General features: G+C 71.7%; 12 protein-coding genes. 3 read left to right on the forward strand and 9 right to left on the reverse strand.

What is annotated here, in order from left to right; all coding sequences use genetic code 11:
* Positions 1-79: 79 nt before the first annotated feature.
* From ACG2DA_RS06970 to ACG2DA_RS06995, 6 genes are all read right to left on the reverse strand, one after another.
* Positions 80-1162 (reverse strand): flagellar basal body P-ring protein FlgI, encoded by a 1083-nt coding sequence (locus ACG2DA_RS06970; protein ID WP_395254778.1) that lies wholly within the window; start codon positions 1160-1162, stop codon positions 80-82.
* A gap of 45 nt (positions 1163-1207) precedes the next feature.
* Positions 1208-2200, reverse strand: a complete 993-nt coding sequence (locus ACG2DA_RS06975; RefSeq protein WP_395254779.1) for a flagellar basal body L-ring protein FlgH — start codon at positions 2198-2200, stop codon at positions 1208-1210.
* Positions 2197-3336 carry a flagella basal body P-ring formation protein FlgA gene (locus ACG2DA_RS06980; RefSeq protein ID WP_395254780.1) on the reverse strand — a complete coding sequence of 380 codons (1140 nt, stop codon included), beginning with the start codon at positions 3334-3336 and terminating at the stop codon, positions 2197-2199. Before ACG2DA_RS06980 ends, ACG2DA_RS06975 begins: the two co-directional genes overlap by 4 nt.
* A gap of 137 nt (positions 3337-3473) precedes the next feature.
* Positions 3474-4274 carry a flagellar basal-body rod protein FlgG gene (gene flgG, locus ACG2DA_RS06985; protein ID WP_395254781.1) on the reverse strand — a complete coding sequence of 267 codons (801 nt, stop codon included), beginning with the start codon at positions 4272-4274 and terminating at the stop codon, positions 3474-3476.
* Positions 4275-4393: 119 nt separating this feature from the next.
* Positions 4394-5215, reverse strand: a complete 822-nt coding sequence (locus ACG2DA_RS06990; RefSeq protein ID WP_395254782.1) for a flagellar hook-basal body protein — start codon at positions 5213-5215, stop codon at positions 4394-4396.
* Between the two features lie 186 nt (positions 5216-5401).
* Positions 5402-5944 carry a DinB family protein gene (locus ACG2DA_RS06995; protein ID WP_395254783.1) on the reverse strand — a complete coding sequence of 181 codons (543 nt, stop codon included), beginning with the start codon at positions 5942-5944 and terminating at the stop codon, positions 5402-5404.
* Between the two features lie 363 nt (positions 5945-6307).
* Between ACG2DA_RS06995 and ACG2DA_RS07000 the strand changes: the two genes are divergently transcribed.
* A complete protein-coding gene (locus tag ACG2DA_RS07000) occupies positions 6308-6808 on the forward strand; it encodes a hypothetical protein (RefSeq protein ID WP_395254785.1) in 501 nt (166 codons plus the stop codon).
* A 161-nt stretch (positions 6809-6969) separates the two neighbouring features.
* Complete coding sequence (locus ACG2DA_RS07005; protein ID WP_395254786.1) at positions 6970-8541, forward strand: sulfatase; 1572 nt, start codon at positions 6970-6972, stop codon at positions 8539-8541.
* 133 nt (positions 8542-8674) lie between these two features.
* Here the strand turns inward: ACG2DA_RS07005 and map are convergent, their stop codons facing one another.
* The 3 genes from map to ACG2DA_RS07020 form a co-directional block, all read right to left on the reverse strand.
* Positions 8675-9574 (reverse strand): type I methionyl aminopeptidase, encoded by a 900-nt coding sequence (gene map / locus ACG2DA_RS07010; RefSeq protein ID WP_395254787.1) that lies wholly within the window; start codon positions 9572-9574, stop codon positions 8675-8677.
* A 93-nt stretch (positions 9575-9667) separates the two neighbouring features.
* Positions 9668-11245 (reverse strand): glucose-6-phosphate dehydrogenase, encoded by a 1578-nt coding sequence (zwf, locus tag ACG2DA_RS07015; RefSeq protein WP_395254788.1) that lies wholly within the window; start codon positions 11243-11245, stop codon positions 9668-9670.
* A gap of 132 nt (positions 11246-11377) precedes the next feature.
* Positions 11378-13000 (reverse strand): GntP family permease, encoded by a 1623-nt coding sequence (locus tag ACG2DA_RS07020; RefSeq protein ID WP_395254789.1) that lies wholly within the window; start codon positions 12998-13000, stop codon positions 11378-11380.
* 325 nt (positions 13001-13325) lie between these two features.
* Here ACG2DA_RS07020 and ACG2DA_RS07025 point away from each other — a divergent pair, with 325 nt between their 5' ends.
* Positions 13326-14207 carry a histone deacetylase gene (locus tag ACG2DA_RS07025; RefSeq protein WP_395254811.1) on the forward strand — a complete coding sequence of 294 codons (882 nt, stop codon included), beginning with the start codon at positions 13326-13328 and terminating at the stop codon, positions 14205-14207.
* The last annotated feature ends 478 nt before the right edge of the window (positions 14208-14685 follow it).

The following is a 14685-nucleotide window of genomic DNA, read 5'->3' on the forward strand; positions in this document are numbered from 1 at the left end:
TGAGTCGGTCCTCGCTCTCTCCGGTCCTCTTCGCCGGCGGCGCCGACGGCCGGAGCCTGCGCTCCGGGCTCACCGGCAATCATCCGTTCTCCACGAACTCCGCGTGCAGTTTGCCGCTGGCGTGCAGCTCGCGGAGGATGTGGATGACGTCGGCGGTGGGGACGCGAAGCTGGTTGAGGGCTTTGAGCAGCGATTCGAGCTGCGGCCGGGGAACGGGCTCCGGTTCGCCGAGCGGGCGGAAGCCGCCGGGACCGCCGCCCCCCGCCCCGCCGAACCCGCCGCCGGGCGGGCCGACGTCCACGGTGAGCGTTTTGTGGGAGATCGCCACGGGGCTCAGTTCGACCTCCCCCGTCACCACGATCGTGCCGGTGCGGGCGTTGACGACCACCCGCGGGCGGCTGTCCGGCCGCTCCAGCGAGACGGCCAGCAACAGCGCCGCGAATCGCACCGGGTCCGGCCGGTAGGCGGGGGGAATGCGAACCGTGATCGCCGAGGGTCCGGCGGCGAGGGCGATCTCGGCGCCGGTCTCGAAGGCGAACTCCCGGTTCACTGCCCGAGCGACCTCCGTGGCGGCGCCGAACCCGGCGTGGGAGGCGTCCAGTTGCAGGGTGACGTACGGCCCGGCGGCGTCGGCCCCGACGAAGGAGACGTCGAAGTCCTCCTCTAAAATCAGCCCGTTTGGCAGCGCCCCGACCAGCGGGGCGAGCGGGTCCTGAATCACGATCGGCCCGGCGGCGACGCCCACCGCCACGTCCGCCCCGACCTCGGCAATCCGCAGCGGGGCCGCCAGCAACCGGCCGCCGGCCAGGCTGGAGGCCCCCATCGGGCTGGAGACGAAGCAGTTCAGCCGCTGCCCCCGCCGGGCGCCGGTCGCGGGCACGGTGGCCTCGATCAGGACCACGGCGACGTTGGCGGCGTCCTTCAACTCGATCGGGTCCAGCACCGGCGCGTCGTGCAACCGCAGGGCGGCGGCGAGGGCCCGCATCGCCGGCAGGTTCTTCCCGCCGTCGCCGGTGCCGTCCAGGCCGACGACCAGCCCCAGCCCGGTCAGCCGCACTTCCTTCTGGCCCTCCAGCGTGCAGACGTGCTCCAACCGCACGCCGGCCGTCGCCGGGGCGGCGAGGGCCAGCAGCAGGGCGGCGATCGGGAGGACGCGGTGCAACGCGGGGGGTTATTGAATGAGAGAAGGGTTGGACCGAAGCGAAGGTCAGAACGGCCAGAGCATGTCGAACGCCCGCACGCCCCAGGGGCGGGCGGCGCTGCTGTAAATCTTGCCCTTGGACCGTTTCTCGATCTTGAGGGCGGCGATGTCCTCGCTGTGGGCGGTCAGATCGCGGTTCACCTTCTGGGCGGCGATCGTGCCGGTGAGGGTGTACTCCCACACGTCCCGGTTGTTCCGAATCTGTTTGCGGGCCTCCAGCACGACGTTGCCGTTGGGCAGCACGTCCACGATCTCCGCGGCGATGCGGTAGCGGACCGCCTCGGTGTCCACGCCGCTGCCGTTGGACTGCATCCGCACGCCGGCGCTGAGGTCCATCCCGGGATCGCCGGTGGCGCTGAGGACCAGTCGGCCGGTCGGGTCCAGCCGGACGAATTCGTCGATGCTGGCGTCGATCGAGGAGTTGCGGCGGCGGTCGAACCGGCTCTGCACCGCGACCTCGCTCTTTTCGTCCACCAGCACGGTGATGATGTCGTGCACCGCCAACGTGCGGGCCTCCGGCAGAGAGATGTGCGTCAGGGAAAGCGCCTGCATCGACTGCGGCGCCCTTCGGCCGCCCGGCCGCACGCCGACGGTCACCGGCGTCGCCGGGGCGACCGCCGCCGGCCGGGCCGGCGGCGCCGCCGCGGCGGGCGGTGTCGCGGAAGATGCGGCGGGCGGGTCGGTCAGTCGCGGGTCGATCGCCACCGGCGGCGGCGCCGGCACGATCTGCGGCGCCGGGGCGAGCTGCGTCGACTGCGGAAACGCGGTCGGCACGACGGCGGGCGGCCGCGGGTCGATCGCAGTCGGCGCGCGGAAGCGCTCCCCCCGCCCCAGGGCCTCTTGACCGAAAGGGGCCTGAGCGAAGGCCGACGGGCCGAGAGCCATGGCGCCCCACAACGGGGCGACCGCGAGCAGCAGCGCCGCGGCGGCGGGGGAGCGGCCGGCGGAGCGACGACCGGCGTGCGGGCGGCGGGCGAACGGGCGGCGGGCGCGGTTCATCGCGGGCCTCCGGTCGGGGCGAAGCCGGGGGTCGTGGCGTAGGCGGGACTTTCGGCGGCTTCGCCGACCAGCACCGCCCGCCGGTTGCCGACCACCCGGGCGTAGATACGGGTGCGGTCGCCGTAAGCGGGGCCGTCCGGGTCGGCCATCGGGATCGTCTGGCCCAGCAGACCGTTGCGGGTCGCCTTGAGGTCGCGGGTGACGGTGATCCCGCCGACGCGGCTCTCGACCCGCACCGTCTGGTTCGCCCGCACCAGCGGGGTCTGGCGGAGGTCGTCCGCCTCCACCACGGCGCCGGCGGGCAGATCGCGAACGGCCTCCCCGGTGGGCAACCGCCCGGCGAAGTCCGCCGCGGGCGGCGGGCCGGCGGGGCGAACGCCGCCCGCCAGCATGAGGGACGAGACGGAGGAACCGGCGGCGGAGCCGTCCACGGCGGTCTCCGGCCGCCAGGCGATGTGGTCGGCGGTGATCGGGGCGCCGCGGGGCACCGGTTCGGTCAGCACCGGCACGAGCCGGGGCGGGTTCAGCCGCACCGCGGCCTCGACCGTCACGACGTTCTCCAAGCGGTCCAGCCAGCGGAGCGTGACGGTCTGGGCGACGCCGGGGGTGGGGGCGAGGCCGGTCAGGTCGCAGCCGTCCGGGCGATGCCGGGCGAGGGTGCGGGCGGCCTCCGGCGCGAGGGCGACTTCGACCCGCATCCCCTCCGCCCCGGCCCGGGCGAGGGCCCGGGAGACCGCGGCGGTGACAAATTTCTCCCCGTAGGCCCGATCGCCCGGGCTGGCGGGGCGGCGGTCGGCGGGCTCCTCGACGGCCGTGCGCGCGGCGGACAGGACCACGGCCTTCGCCCCGTCCATCGTCACCTCAAAGCCGCCGGCCCGCGCCCGATCGCGGACCGCCGCGGCGGAGAGCGTCGCCGTGCGGCCTTTGGCGGGGGCGGGGACGAGCGGCACGCTCCGCAGGCGGGCGGCGGCGACGGCGTCCGCCGGGCCGTCCGCGGTCACCGTCGCCACGTCCCCGACGCGTACGACGCTGTCGGCCGACGCGGCGCGGGCCTTCAGCGCGACCGTCACCCCGGCGGGCGAGGAGGCGGCGCCGACGAGGGCACAGGCGACGGCGAGGGCGGTCGTCCGGTTCATGGCGGCTTGGGAAGGAGGTGAGCCCGGAGCGCAAGCTCCGGGGGTGCGTCGTCCGTCGGTCCACGTCGTCCGCCGGCGGCGCCGACGGCCGGAGCTTGCGCCCCGGGCTCACGCGCGGTTTAAGGTCGAAAACTCAATCAGAACCGCCGCAGATTGGCGATCTGTTCGAGCATGCTGTCGGCGGCCTGCACGACCTGGGTGTTCAGTTCGAAGTTTCGCTGCGTCTTGATCAGGCCGACCAGTTCGCGGACCGGTTCGACGTTGGACTGTTCGAGGTAGCTCTGCCGCAGCACGCCGCGGCCCTCCTCGCCGGGGTTCCCCTCCAGGGCCTGCCCGCTTGCGTCGGTGGCGCTGTAGAGGTTCTCCCCGCGATGGATCAGGCCCTGCGGGTTCACGAATCGGGCGAGTTGCAACTGGCCGACCTGCTGGGCCTGTTCCTGCCCCTGCTGTAAGACGCTGACGACTCCGTCCGGGGAGATGGACACCTCCACCGTGTCCGGCGGGAGGGTGATGCCCGGAACCAATCGACGGCCCTTATCGGCGCTGGCGAGGACGAGTTCGCCGTCGGCGTTTCTCGTGAAGGCCCCGTCGCGGGTGTAGAGGGTTTCGTTCTCGTCCTCCACGACGAAGAAGCCGTCGCCGCCGATGGCGACGTCCAATTCGCCGGCGGTCTCGACCATGTTGCCCTGGGTGAAGGTCCGCTGCGTGCTGGCGACCCGGGTGCCGAGACCGACCTCCACGCCCAGCGGCACCGGGTTGCCGTTGGCGTCCGGGGCGCCGGGGAGGCGCATCTGCTCGTAGAACAGGTCCTCGAAGTTGGCCCGCTCCCGCTTGAAGCCGGTGGTGCCGGCGTTGGCGAGGTTGTTGGCGACCACGTCGAGTTCGAACTCGAACGCGTGCATGCCGGTGCCGGCGGACTGGAGGGCTCTCAGAGACATTCGATCGCCTCAGCGGGGGAAAGGCGTAAGGGGCAGGGCGGAAGGCGGAGGGAACAACGTGGGGCGGCGTTGCGTTGGGCGTCGTCACTGACGCCTTACGCCTCACCCCTTCCCCCTCGCTACGACGGCCGGGCGGCGGCCAGCAGGCGGCCGAGGGTGTCGTCCTGGAGCTTGACCAGGTTCACGTTCGTCTCGAACCCGCGGCTGGCGGCGATCATGGACATCGTCTCCTTGACGCTATCCACCCCGCTGCCCTCCACGAAGCCCTGCCGCACGGCGGTCCGGCGCGGGTCGATCGGCCGGGTGGCGGCGGCGGTCAGCAGGCCGTCGCCCCGCTTCACCAGGCTGGTCGGGTCGGTCGGCGAAACCAGCCCCAGCTTGCCCAGCGGGTAGTTCGTGCCGTCGGCGAACGCCGCGGAGACGGTGCCGTCCGGCGTCACGCCGATGCGAGCGGCGTCCGGGGGGATCGTCAGCGGGTCGCCGCCCTCGTCCAGCACCGGCCGGCCGCCGTCCGCGGTGACCAGCGTGCCGTCGGCCGCCCGGGTGAACCGGCCGTCGCGGGTCAGCACCGGGCCGTCTTCGGACTGCACCTGGAAGAAGCCGGGCCCGGCGAGGGCGACGTCCAGATCGCCGCCCGTTTCGTTCAGCGGCCCCTGGGCGAGGTCGATCGCCGTCGCGGCCAGCCCGTTCCCCCCCGTCATCCGGGCGAGGGCGGAGCCGAGGTCGAACGGCCCCGCCCCCGGCAGGTCCGCCAGCGACGGCGGGCCGGAGGAGCCGCCGAAGGAGAGGCGGTTGTCCGCGTGCGGCCGGTAGTGGCCGGCGAGGGCGAGGTCCCGTTTGAAGCCGGCGGTGCCGGCGTTCGCCATGTTGTTGGCGGTGACCTCCAACTGCCGCTGGTTCGCCGCGGCGCCCTGGGCGGATTGGTACAGGCCGTACAGCACGACAGTCGCCGGTCGGGGGGAGCTCAGGGCCCAGATTCGGGGGAGCCGGCGCGACGGGGCGCCGGTGCTTCGGTCCCTATCGGCGGGGGCGCGGCGGACTCTTCGGCGGAATCCGCAGGGTCGGCGTAATCAGCGCCCCGCGACCGGAGGACCGGAGGACCGGAGGACCGGACGAACCGCGGTCCGTCAGACCGTCTTGATCGGCGGCAGCCCCGCGGCCCGGCGCCAGGCGCTCAGTTGGCCCCAGTGGACGGCGTCGTGCGTGGTGAGCGCGTGGGTGAGGAGGTCGCCGTAACGGGGGAAGCGGGCGGCCAGCCGTTCCAGGTCCGGCCCCAGCGGTTCGTCCAGCGCCGCCGCCGGGACTCGCTCCGCCGCGGCGAGCGCTCGGTCGTGGGTCTCCTTCACCGCCGCCCGCAGTTCGTCGCCGGACGGGGGGGTGAAGTCCTCGGCGTAGACCAGCGGTTCGCTGCCGATACCGAAGTTCTCCCGCCAGCCGGGCAGGTCGACCGGCATCGCGTCCACGCCCAGGCCCCGCAACACGGTCAGGGCGAAGTTGCCCACGACCGCCACGTGCCCCAGGATCCAGACCGGCGGGTTCAGCCCGGGCTGAGGGCGGAGAGCGAGTTGCTCCTCGGTCAGGTCGGTTGCCAACGCGATGCCGTAAGCGGTGTGCGTCTCGTAGCAACGCCGGGCGAACCGCAGCGGGTCGGACGGGGAGGAATCAGGCATGGGAGTCGATCTTTAGAGGGGCGGGGAGCCGGCACTCGCGGCCGGCGGTTAAGGGAAATGGCGGTCGGGTCGACGCCGGACCCGGTGCAGAGTACCGGACGCGGCTGCGCGTCCCCCGGTTCGAGGCCCGGCGTGTTTCCTCGGAGGGCTCGCCCGCCGTGGCGCGCATCCCGCGGCCTGCCGCCGGGGGAAATCCCGAGCTGCCGTTGGGCGCTCCCGCGGCTGGACACGGACCAGAGAGTCCGCCGACAGCGTGTTGACACCAATGCGGGCTCCCCTTGGGATGGTTGCGGGCTGAACCCTTCAGGAGGGCTTGACGGTTCACCCCGTTCGCTTTTCCCCTCCCTGCTGGAACCGTTCACAATGTCCCCTTTCCGCCCCTCCCTGCTGGCCGGTCTGATAGCCGCGGCGGCCGCCGGGCTCGTGTGCGTGCCGGGCGCCTTCGACGCCGCCTCCACCGCCGAGGCCGCCAACGCCAACGCCAACGCCCGCCGGCAGTACTACTCCGGGTGGCACTACTCGGCACCGTCGCGGTACCACTACCGCGTCTACTATTACAAGCCGTACCCGACCTACACGAGCTACCGCCGCCGGTACGTGGTCTATTACCCGTCGCGGCCGCGGTACGTGTATTACTACAACCCCTACAGCCACCGTTACCTCGGCCGATTCGACTTGGAGGCCGAGGGCGAGAAGAAGTACTCCAAGCTGGCCGAGAAGGACCAGAAGGAGAACCTCGAGGAGATCCCCGAGGAGGCCTTCCCGGCCCTCGACCAGATGCCGCTGATCCCCGACGCCGAGGACGGCGAGCGGATGGCCCCCCTCCCCGAGGGGCTGCCTGAGGAACCGGACGACGAGGATTAGTCCGGCCCGCCGCCGCTCCCCGTCGATCGTTCCGAGTCAGCGTCCCGGCATTAGGTCGGGGCGCTGTTTTGTTGCGCCCCGCCCCGATGCGGCGGCGGGGCGACGGCCGGCGGGCCGCGTTACGTTGGTCGGCGTTCCTCCCTCACGCTGCGCCCGCCCCCGTGAACGCGTCCCCCCGCTCCCCCGGCCCGCTGACCGCCGGCCTGCTGCTCGCCGTCGTCTCGGCGGCGTCCGCCGCCCCGGCGCCGGCCCCGGCGGTCGCCGAGCGCCCCAATATTCTCTGGATCACCATCGAGGACTGGAGCCCCGACCTGTCCTGCTACGGCACGCCGGGAATCGACACGCCGCACGTCGACGCCCTCGCGGCCCAGGGCGTCCGCTACACCCGGGCGTTCACCACGGCGCCGGTGTGCTCGCCGTCGCGGTCGGCGCTGATGACGGGGTTCCATCAGAATTGGATCGGGGCGGAGCAGCACCGCACGCAGGACAAGAAGCCCCTGCCGCACGGCGTCCGGCCGATCCCGCACCTGCTGGCGGACGCGGGATATTTCACCTGCCTGATGAGCGAAAAGGTGGACGTTAACTTTCTCCCGGACACGCGGGAGGAATTGTTCGAGGGCACGGATTGGAGCCAGCGGGCCGCCGGGCAGCCGTTCTTCGCCCGCATCAGCTACCAGGGCACCCACCGCCCCTGGAGCCGCGATCCGCAACGGCCGATCGACCCGGCGGAGGTCGAGTTGCCCTCTTACTACGCCGATACCCCCTTCGTCCGCCGGGACTGGGCGAACGGGTTGGAACAGATGCAGCTCGTCGACCGGGAGGTCGGGGCGCTGTTGAAACGGCTGGAGGACGAGGGGTTGGCGGAGAACACGCTGGTGTTCTTCACCGCCGACCACGGCCGCTGCCACATCCGCGGCAAGCAGTTTTTATACGACGGGGGCCTGCACGTCCCGCTGATCGTGCGGTGGCCGGGGCGGCTCGAACCGGGGACGGTGAACGACGATTTGGTGACGGCGATCGACCTGTGCGCCACGGCCCTCGACGCGGCCGGCGAGACGCCGCCGGTCCCGCTGCACGGGGCCAGCCTGTTCGGCCCGGAGATCGCCGCTCGAAAATACGTCTTCGCCGCCCGCGACCGGATGGGCGCCACCCACGACGCCATGCGGGCGATCCGCTCCAGGGACTACAAACTCATCCTCAACCTCATGCCGGAGCGGGCCTGGTGCCAGTACAGCTCCTATAAAGAGGGCGCCTATCCGGCCTTGGCGGAGATGAGCGTGCTCTACTTAAAAGGCGAACTCACGCCGGAGCAGGCTGCGTTCTTCGCCCCGAGCAAGCCGGAGGTGGAGCTGTTCGACCTGCGGACCGACCCGCACGAGGTGCGCAACGTCGCCGACGAACCGGCGTACGCCGAGACGAAGGCGGAACTCCTCGCTGAGTTACAACGCTGGCGGACGGAGGTGATCGAGGACCGCGGCGTCTCCGCGGCGTTCCGGGCCCGCGGCCACTTCCCCCCGGAACGGCCGACGCCGACGGTGGGGGAGTGGGTGTTCCAGCACGCCGCGGACTACGACATGCGGACCCACGGCGAGCCGCCGTGGTACCCGACGCGCACGCTGGCGGAGTGGGAAGCGGTCCGGGCCCTGTGGGAGCCGTACGTGTTCCGCGCGCCGGACGAACGCGTCCGCCGCCCGCGGATTCCCCACACCCGAAAGCCGCCGTCGCTGCGGTAGCGGTCTGGCGGCGGGAGCGCGGTTGAATACCAGCCCGATGCGCAAGCATCGGCAGTCGGCGTGCTTGCGGAGTCTGACGACGCACGGCCGGAGCTTGTGCTCCGGGCTGGTACTGCCCCGCGCAGGATTCGCTCTATCCGCCGAACTGGTGCCCCTCCGCGGGGCCGTTTTGGGTGAGGGTGAGCACGTCCGGGCCGTGATCGGTCATGAACAGGGTGTGCTCGAACTGGGCGCTGGGTTTGCGGTCCTTGGTGCGGACGCTCCAGCCGTCGCGGCGGTCCGGTTTGCCGGTGTCGTGGGTGCCGGCGTTGAGCATCGGCTCGATCGTGAAGCACATGCCCGGCTTGAGCACGACGTTCTTGGCGTGCTCCTCCGGGTAGTGCGGAATGCCGGGCTCCTGGTGAAACTCCTCGCCCAGACCGTGGCCCTGGAAATTCCGCACCACGCCGTAGCCGCGATCCCTGGCGAGGCTGAAGATCGCCCGGCCGATGTCGAACACGGTGCCCCACGGCTTGGCGGCGTGAATGCCGGCCCACAGGCTGTCGAAGGTCGCCTGCACGAGGTCGACCGTTTTCGGGTCCACCTCGCCGATGAGGAACGTCTCGCTGCTGTCGCCGTGCCAGCCGTCGACCACGGTGGTGAGGTCCACGTTGACGATGTCCCCCTCCTTGAGCACGTAGTCCGACGGGACGCCGTGGCAGACGACCTCGTTCACGCTGGTGCAGATGCTCGCCGGGTAGTCCCGGCCGCCGTGGGCGTTCTCGTAGCCCAGCGTGGCGGGGCGGTGGCCGTGCTCGCGGGTGTATTCATAGGCGATCTCGTCCAACCGGGCGGTCGTCATGCCGGGCTGAATATGCGGACGGAGGACGTCCATCAACTCCGCGTTGAACCGCCCGGCCTTCGTGAGGGCCTCGTGCTCGGCGGGGCCGTAGATCGGCGCCGGTTTGCGTTTCTGAACCGGCTTGCCGCCCTTCGATCGGCTTTTCGCCCGTCGCTTCGGGAGCGCGGGTCGCGGGGCGAGGGTGCGGAACATGCGGAACGCGGGGGGCGAACGGGACGGACGAGCGAGAGCCCGATCATCCGCGCCGGAGCCCACGCGGGCAACGCCACCTCCGCCGTCGGCCCCTCAGGTGTCCCCGCGCCACTGCCGGCCGCTGTCGCTCATCAGGTTCATCGCGGCGTCCGGGCCCCAGCTGCCGGCGTCGTAATCCTCCGGTTTGTGCTCCGGCTTGGCCCACGCCTTGAGGATCGGATCGAGGAACCGCCACGCCGCTTCCAGTTCGTCGTCCCGGGTGAACAGCGTGCGGTCCCCGCGCATGACGTCGAGCAGCAACCGTTCGTACGCCTCCGGCAGCTTGGTGGGGAAGGCCTCGCTGTAGTCGAAGTCCATGCGGACCGGGTGAATCTGATACTGCATCCCCGGCCGCTTGGAGGAGAAGCTCAGTTCGATCCCCTCGTTCGGCTGCACGCGGAACACGAGCCGGTTCGGCTGGGCGCCGATCAGGTCGCAGACGTCGCCGCTGCACTCGACCGTGCGGAACAGCTGCATCGGCGGCAATTTGAATTGCACGGCGACCTCGGTGAGCTTCTCCGGCAGGCGCTTGCCGGTGCGGAGGTAGAACGGCACCCCGCTCCAGCGCCAGTTGTCCACCCGCACCTTGAGCGCGGCGAAGGTCTCCGTCGTGCTGTTCTCTTTGATACGGTCCTCTTGGAGATACCCCTTCATGCCGTCCGCGGCGACGTACTGCCCGGCGATCGCCCAGTCGCCCAGTTTCTTGCCGCCGGGGCGGAGGGCCTCCATCACCTTGCGTTTTTCGTCGCGGATGTCGTCCGCGGCGAACTTCGCCGGCGGCTCCATCGCCACCAGGGCGAGCAATTGCAGAACGTGGTTTTGAAGCACGTCTCGCAGGGCGCCGGCGGTGTCGTAATACCCGCCGCGGGCGCCCTCGATGCCCTGCGACTCGCTCACCGTGATCTGCACGTGGTCGACGTGCTGCCGGTTGAACAGCGGCTCGAAGATGCCGTTGCCGAACCGGAACATCAACACGTTCTGGACGGTCTCCTTCCCGAGATAATGGTCGATTCGATAAAGCTGCTTTTCCCGCAGCCGGGCCCGCAGGTCGCTGTTTAATTCCTTGGCGCTGGCGAGGTCCGTGCCGAACGGCTTTTCGACAACGACCCGCAGCCAGGGCGGGTGGTCGTCCTGATCGTCTTCGGGGATGAGGCCGCCGCCGGCGAGGGCCTCCACGCAGTCGTGGAACAGGTTCGGGCCGACGGCCAGGTAGGCGATCCGCCGGTCGGTGACGCCGGCGGCCCGCTCGATCGCTTTGATCTCCTCGCCCCAGGCCGGGTACTGCTCCGGCGTGGCGATGTCGAGGCGGCGGTAGAACAACCGGGCGGCGAAGCGGTCCCAGTTCTCCGCGGAGACGGGCGCCGTGCGGGCCTCCTCGTTCACCGCGGCCCGCATTTCGTCGCGGAACTGGGCGTCGGTTTTGTCCCGCCGGGCGACGCCGATGATCGGGGCGCCGTCGGAGAGGTAGCCGTCCTGCCAGAGGTCGTACAGCGCCGGCAGCAGTTTGCGGGCGGTGAGGTCCCCGCTGGCGCCGAAGATGACGAAGGACGCGGCGCCGGCCTCGCCCTCGCTTTTGAGGATGCGGTCGGTGACCGGTTGGACGGTCGGACGGATCTCGGTGGGGGCGGCCATCAGGGCGTGACTTGAGGAGCGGGCGCGACGCCGGCGAGCGAAAGCGACGCATCGGGAAGGCGGCGGCACCTTACCAGCCCGCCGCCCCGCCGTCGGCCGTGCGGCGGGGCCGGCGCGCCGCATCGGGCCCTCTCAGGTCAGCGGCAACAACCAGGCCAGCAGCAGGCTGGTGGCGAAGGAGGTCACGCCAAGGATCGTCAGCAGCGGGGTCCAGCTTTTCAGGGTCTCGGCTTCGGTCAGGCCGCCCATCTTGGCAAAGATCCAGAACCCGCTGTCGGTCATCCAGCTGCCCACCAGGCTGCCGCCGCCGATCGCGGTGCCGAGGTACACCGGGTGGAACGGCAGCGAGGCGGCTTCGGGTCCGGTGACGAAGTCCGCGAGGATCCCGCTGGTCACGATCATCGCCGTGGTGCTCGACCCCTGGGCGCTCTTGAGCAGCACGGCGATGCCGAAGCCGAGGCCCAGCAGGCCGAAGCCCTGGGTGCTGCTTTCGCCGAAGGCGTCCGCGATCGCCTTGCCGACGCCGGCTTCCTTCAGCATCCCGCCGAAGGCGGCCCCGGCGCAGGTGATGAGAATGATCACCCCGCCGCTCATCAGGCTCGTCTCGACGAGTCGGCCGATCGCCTCGCGGCCGGGGCGGCGCTGGCGCCAGAGGAGGAACAGGCTCGCCGCCGCCGAGAGCAGCAGGGCGAGGTTCGGGTCGCCGAACACCCGGGCGTAGCCGACGGGGCCGTCCCGCCGGGCCCGGTACTCGGCGACGGCGGGGTCCTCGTTCGCCGGGTCGTCGGCGAGGGCGTCGGCGGCGTTTTCCGCGGCCCCGGGGTCGAGGTCGCGGGCCACCAGCCCCTCGTCCTTCAACACGCCGATCTGGTTCCGCAGGTAGGTGTCCCCGCTGGTCTTCACGCCGACCAACGCGACCGGCAGCAGGACGGGGACCAGCGCCAGCCAGAGCGGCAGCCGCGGCGCGCCCGGGGCGTCCGCCCCGTGGAGGTGGTCGGCGTCGATCGCGTCCGGGTTGGGGATGTCGGCCGCTTCGCCGCTGACCAGGGTCGTGCCGCTTTCCGGACCGCCGGGGAGGGCGTCGGGAATTTCGGCCTGCGACGGCCCGCCGGGGGTCACGGGCATCTTCCGGTCGACCCACGCCCCGAACAGCAGCCCCACGACCGCCGCCGGCAGGGCGATCAGGGCGCCGATGCCGATCATGATCCCCAGGTCGATGTCGAGGTTTTCCGCCAGCGTCAGCGGCCCCGGCGTCGGCGGGACGAGGGTGTGCGTGATCGCCCCGCCGGCGGCGATGGCGCACAGGCACTTCAGATAATTGCGTCGGGTGCTGGCGTAATAACTGCGGGCCAGCGGGACGAGCAGATAGAAGACCGTGTCGAAGAACACCGGCACGCTCAGCACGTAACCGCTGCCCAGCAGGGCAATTGGGCTGCGTTCCACGCCCAGCAGCCGCACGAAGGACTGCACGATGCGGTCGGCGGCGCCGCTCTCCAGCAGGCAGGCGCCCACGACCGCCGCCAGCGCGATCACCAGCCCCACGTTCTTCGCCGCACCGCCGAACTCCGCGGCCACCCGGGTGACCTTCTCCCCCACCGGCGCCGGAACGAAGTCGTCGCCGGACTGTTGCAGGGGGTTCATCAAACTCACCACCAGCGCCGCGGTCAGCAGGGCCAGGAAGGCGTTGATCTTGAACCCGAGAATCAACACCAGCACGACCGCGACCCCGACGGCGAGGATGACGAACGGGGACATGGGCGCGGCGGGTCTGAGAGCAGGCGAGCGGGGGGCGTCAGCCCCCTGAGGGGCGGGCGCGGGGCGGGAGCCCAGCGAGCGGCGGCCGATCGACTCGAACCGCATGAGCGTCGGCCGATCGGTGCGGGGGGAGAATGACAGCCCGTCGCACGACCCTCAACGCCGTTCGGCACGCCGCCCCCGGCCAAACGGCATGCCGCCCCTACGATCCGCACCCGTGCCTCGCTCCGTCCCCTCAGGGGCCTGACGCCCCCCGCCCGCCGCCCCCGTGCTGTACTACACCGACACCTTCGCCCTGCCCCTGCCCGAGGGCCACCGCTTCCCGATGGCCAAATACACGCGGCTGCGGGAGCGCGTCGCCGCCTGGCTGGAGGAGGACCGCCCGCCGGGCGCGGCCCTCAAGCGGCCCCCCGCGGCGACGGACGAGCAACTGCTCCGGGCCCACACGCCGGACTACCTGCGACGGATAACGACCGGCGACCTGACCCGGCCGGAGGTGAACCGGTTGGGCTTTCCCTGGAGCGAGGCGTTGGTGGAGCGCTCCCGCCGCAGCGTGGGGGCGACGATCGCCGCCTGCACCGACGCCCTCGCCGGCCGGGGCGCCGGTCGACCGTTCGCCGCGAACCTCGCCGGCGGCACGCATCACGCCTTCGCCGACCGGGGGGAGGGCTTCTGCCTGTTCAACGACGCCGTCGTCGCCCTGCGGGACCTGCGGGCCCGCGGCCTGATCGAGCGGGCGGCGATCGTCGATTGCGACGTGCACCAGGGCAACGGCACCGCGGCCCTGTGCGCGGACGACCCGCTCACGTTCACTCTCTCCCTGCACGGCGCCCGCAACTATCCCGGCAAGAAGGAGACGAGCGACCTGGACGTCCCCCTGCCGGACGGGACCGGCGACGACGCCTACCTGTGGGCGCTGGGCAAGGCGCTGGAAGAGCTGGATCGCCGCTTCGCCCCGCAACTGATCGTCTACGTGGCGGGCGCCGACCCGTACGAGCACGACCGCCTCGGCCGGCTGGGCCTGTCGGCCGAGGGCCTGCGGGAACGCGACCGCACGGTCTACCGCTGGGCGAAGGAACGCGGCCTGCCGGTCGCCGCCGTGATGGCGGGCGGCTACGCCCCGGACGTGGAGGCGATCGCCGGCATCCATTTCGCCACCGTTCGGTCCGGCTTTGAAACGCTGTGCGAAGCGACCGGCTCCGCGTGACGACACGGGTCCGCCGGAGGAGCCGACGCGGCATGACGGCGCCGACGTCACAGCGTCGACGTGGCGTCGCCGTTCGGAAACGCCGCGTTCCGGGCGGACGCCCGCGCCGCGGCGACTCAGCGAAGGGCGTGGGGCCGTTCGGTCCGCGTTTGCCGCTTGGGGGGGAGAGGGTTCGTCTCAGCCCCCGAACGATCGCGCCCGCCCGCGGGGGGCGGGTTCCCGCACCCCGCGGGCGGTGTGGAACGTTCGTCGCCCAGGTACGCTTTCAATTCGCGTTCTCCAGACCGTCCAGTCTCGTTATTTGATGACCCGCGACCCCGGACGCTCCCCCGAGGATTCCGAAGCGTCCCGCACACAGGCCGACTCCGGCGACACGGTCGGCGACCTGCCCGGGGACGCCCCCCCCGCGGACCCGAACGCCACTCGGCCGCACGGTGAAACAACGCGGCTCCCCCCTGCCCCGAAGGATTCCGCCGAG

It is taken from the genome of Alienimonas sp. DA493 (assembly GCF_043951915.1).
In the GTDB taxonomy this organism is placed as follows: Bacteria; Planctomycetota; Planctomycetia; order Planctomycetales; family Planctomycetaceae; genus Alienimonas.

What these genes read in the sequence shown, in the direction of transcription:
- ACG2DA_RS07020 (WP_395254789.1), bottom strand. Translation starts at nt 13,000, where the DNA reads ATGTCCCCGTTCGTCATCCTCGCCGTCGGGGTCGCGGTCGTGCTGGTG.
- ACG2DA_RS06995 (WP_395254783.1), bottom strand. Translation starts at nt 5,944, where the DNA reads ATGCCTGATTCCTCCCCGTCCGACCCGCTGCGGTTCGCCCGGCGTTGC.
- map (WP_395254787.1), bottom strand. Translation starts at nt 9,574, where the DNA reads ATGTTCCGCACCCTCGCCCCGCGACCCGCGCTCCCGAAGCGACGGGCG.
- ACG2DA_RS07025 (WP_395254811.1), top strand. Translation starts at nt 13,326, where the DNA reads ATGGCCAAATACACGCGGCTGCGGGAGCGCGTCGCCGCCTGGCTGGAG.
- flgG (WP_395254781.1), bottom strand. Translation starts at nt 4,274, where the DNA reads ATGTCTCTGAGAGCCCTCCAGTCCGCCGGCACCGGCATGCACGCGTTC.
- zwf (WP_395254788.1), bottom strand. Translation starts at nt 11,245, where the DNA reads ATGGCCGCCCCCACCGAGATCCGTCCGACCGTCCAACCGGTCACCGAC.
- ACG2DA_RS06980 (WP_395254780.1), bottom strand. Translation starts at nt 3,336, where the DNA reads ATGAACCGGACGACCGCCCTCGCCGTCGCCTGTGCCCTCGTCGGCGCC.
- ACG2DA_RS07000 (WP_395254785.1), top strand. Translation starts at nt 6,308, where the DNA reads ATGTCCCCTTTCCGCCCCTCCCTGCTGGCCGGTCTGATAGCCGCGGCG.
- ACG2DA_RS06975 (WP_395254779.1), bottom strand. Translation starts at nt 2,200, where the DNA reads ATGAACCGCGCCCGCCGCCCGTTCGCCCGCCGCCCGCACGCCGGTCGT.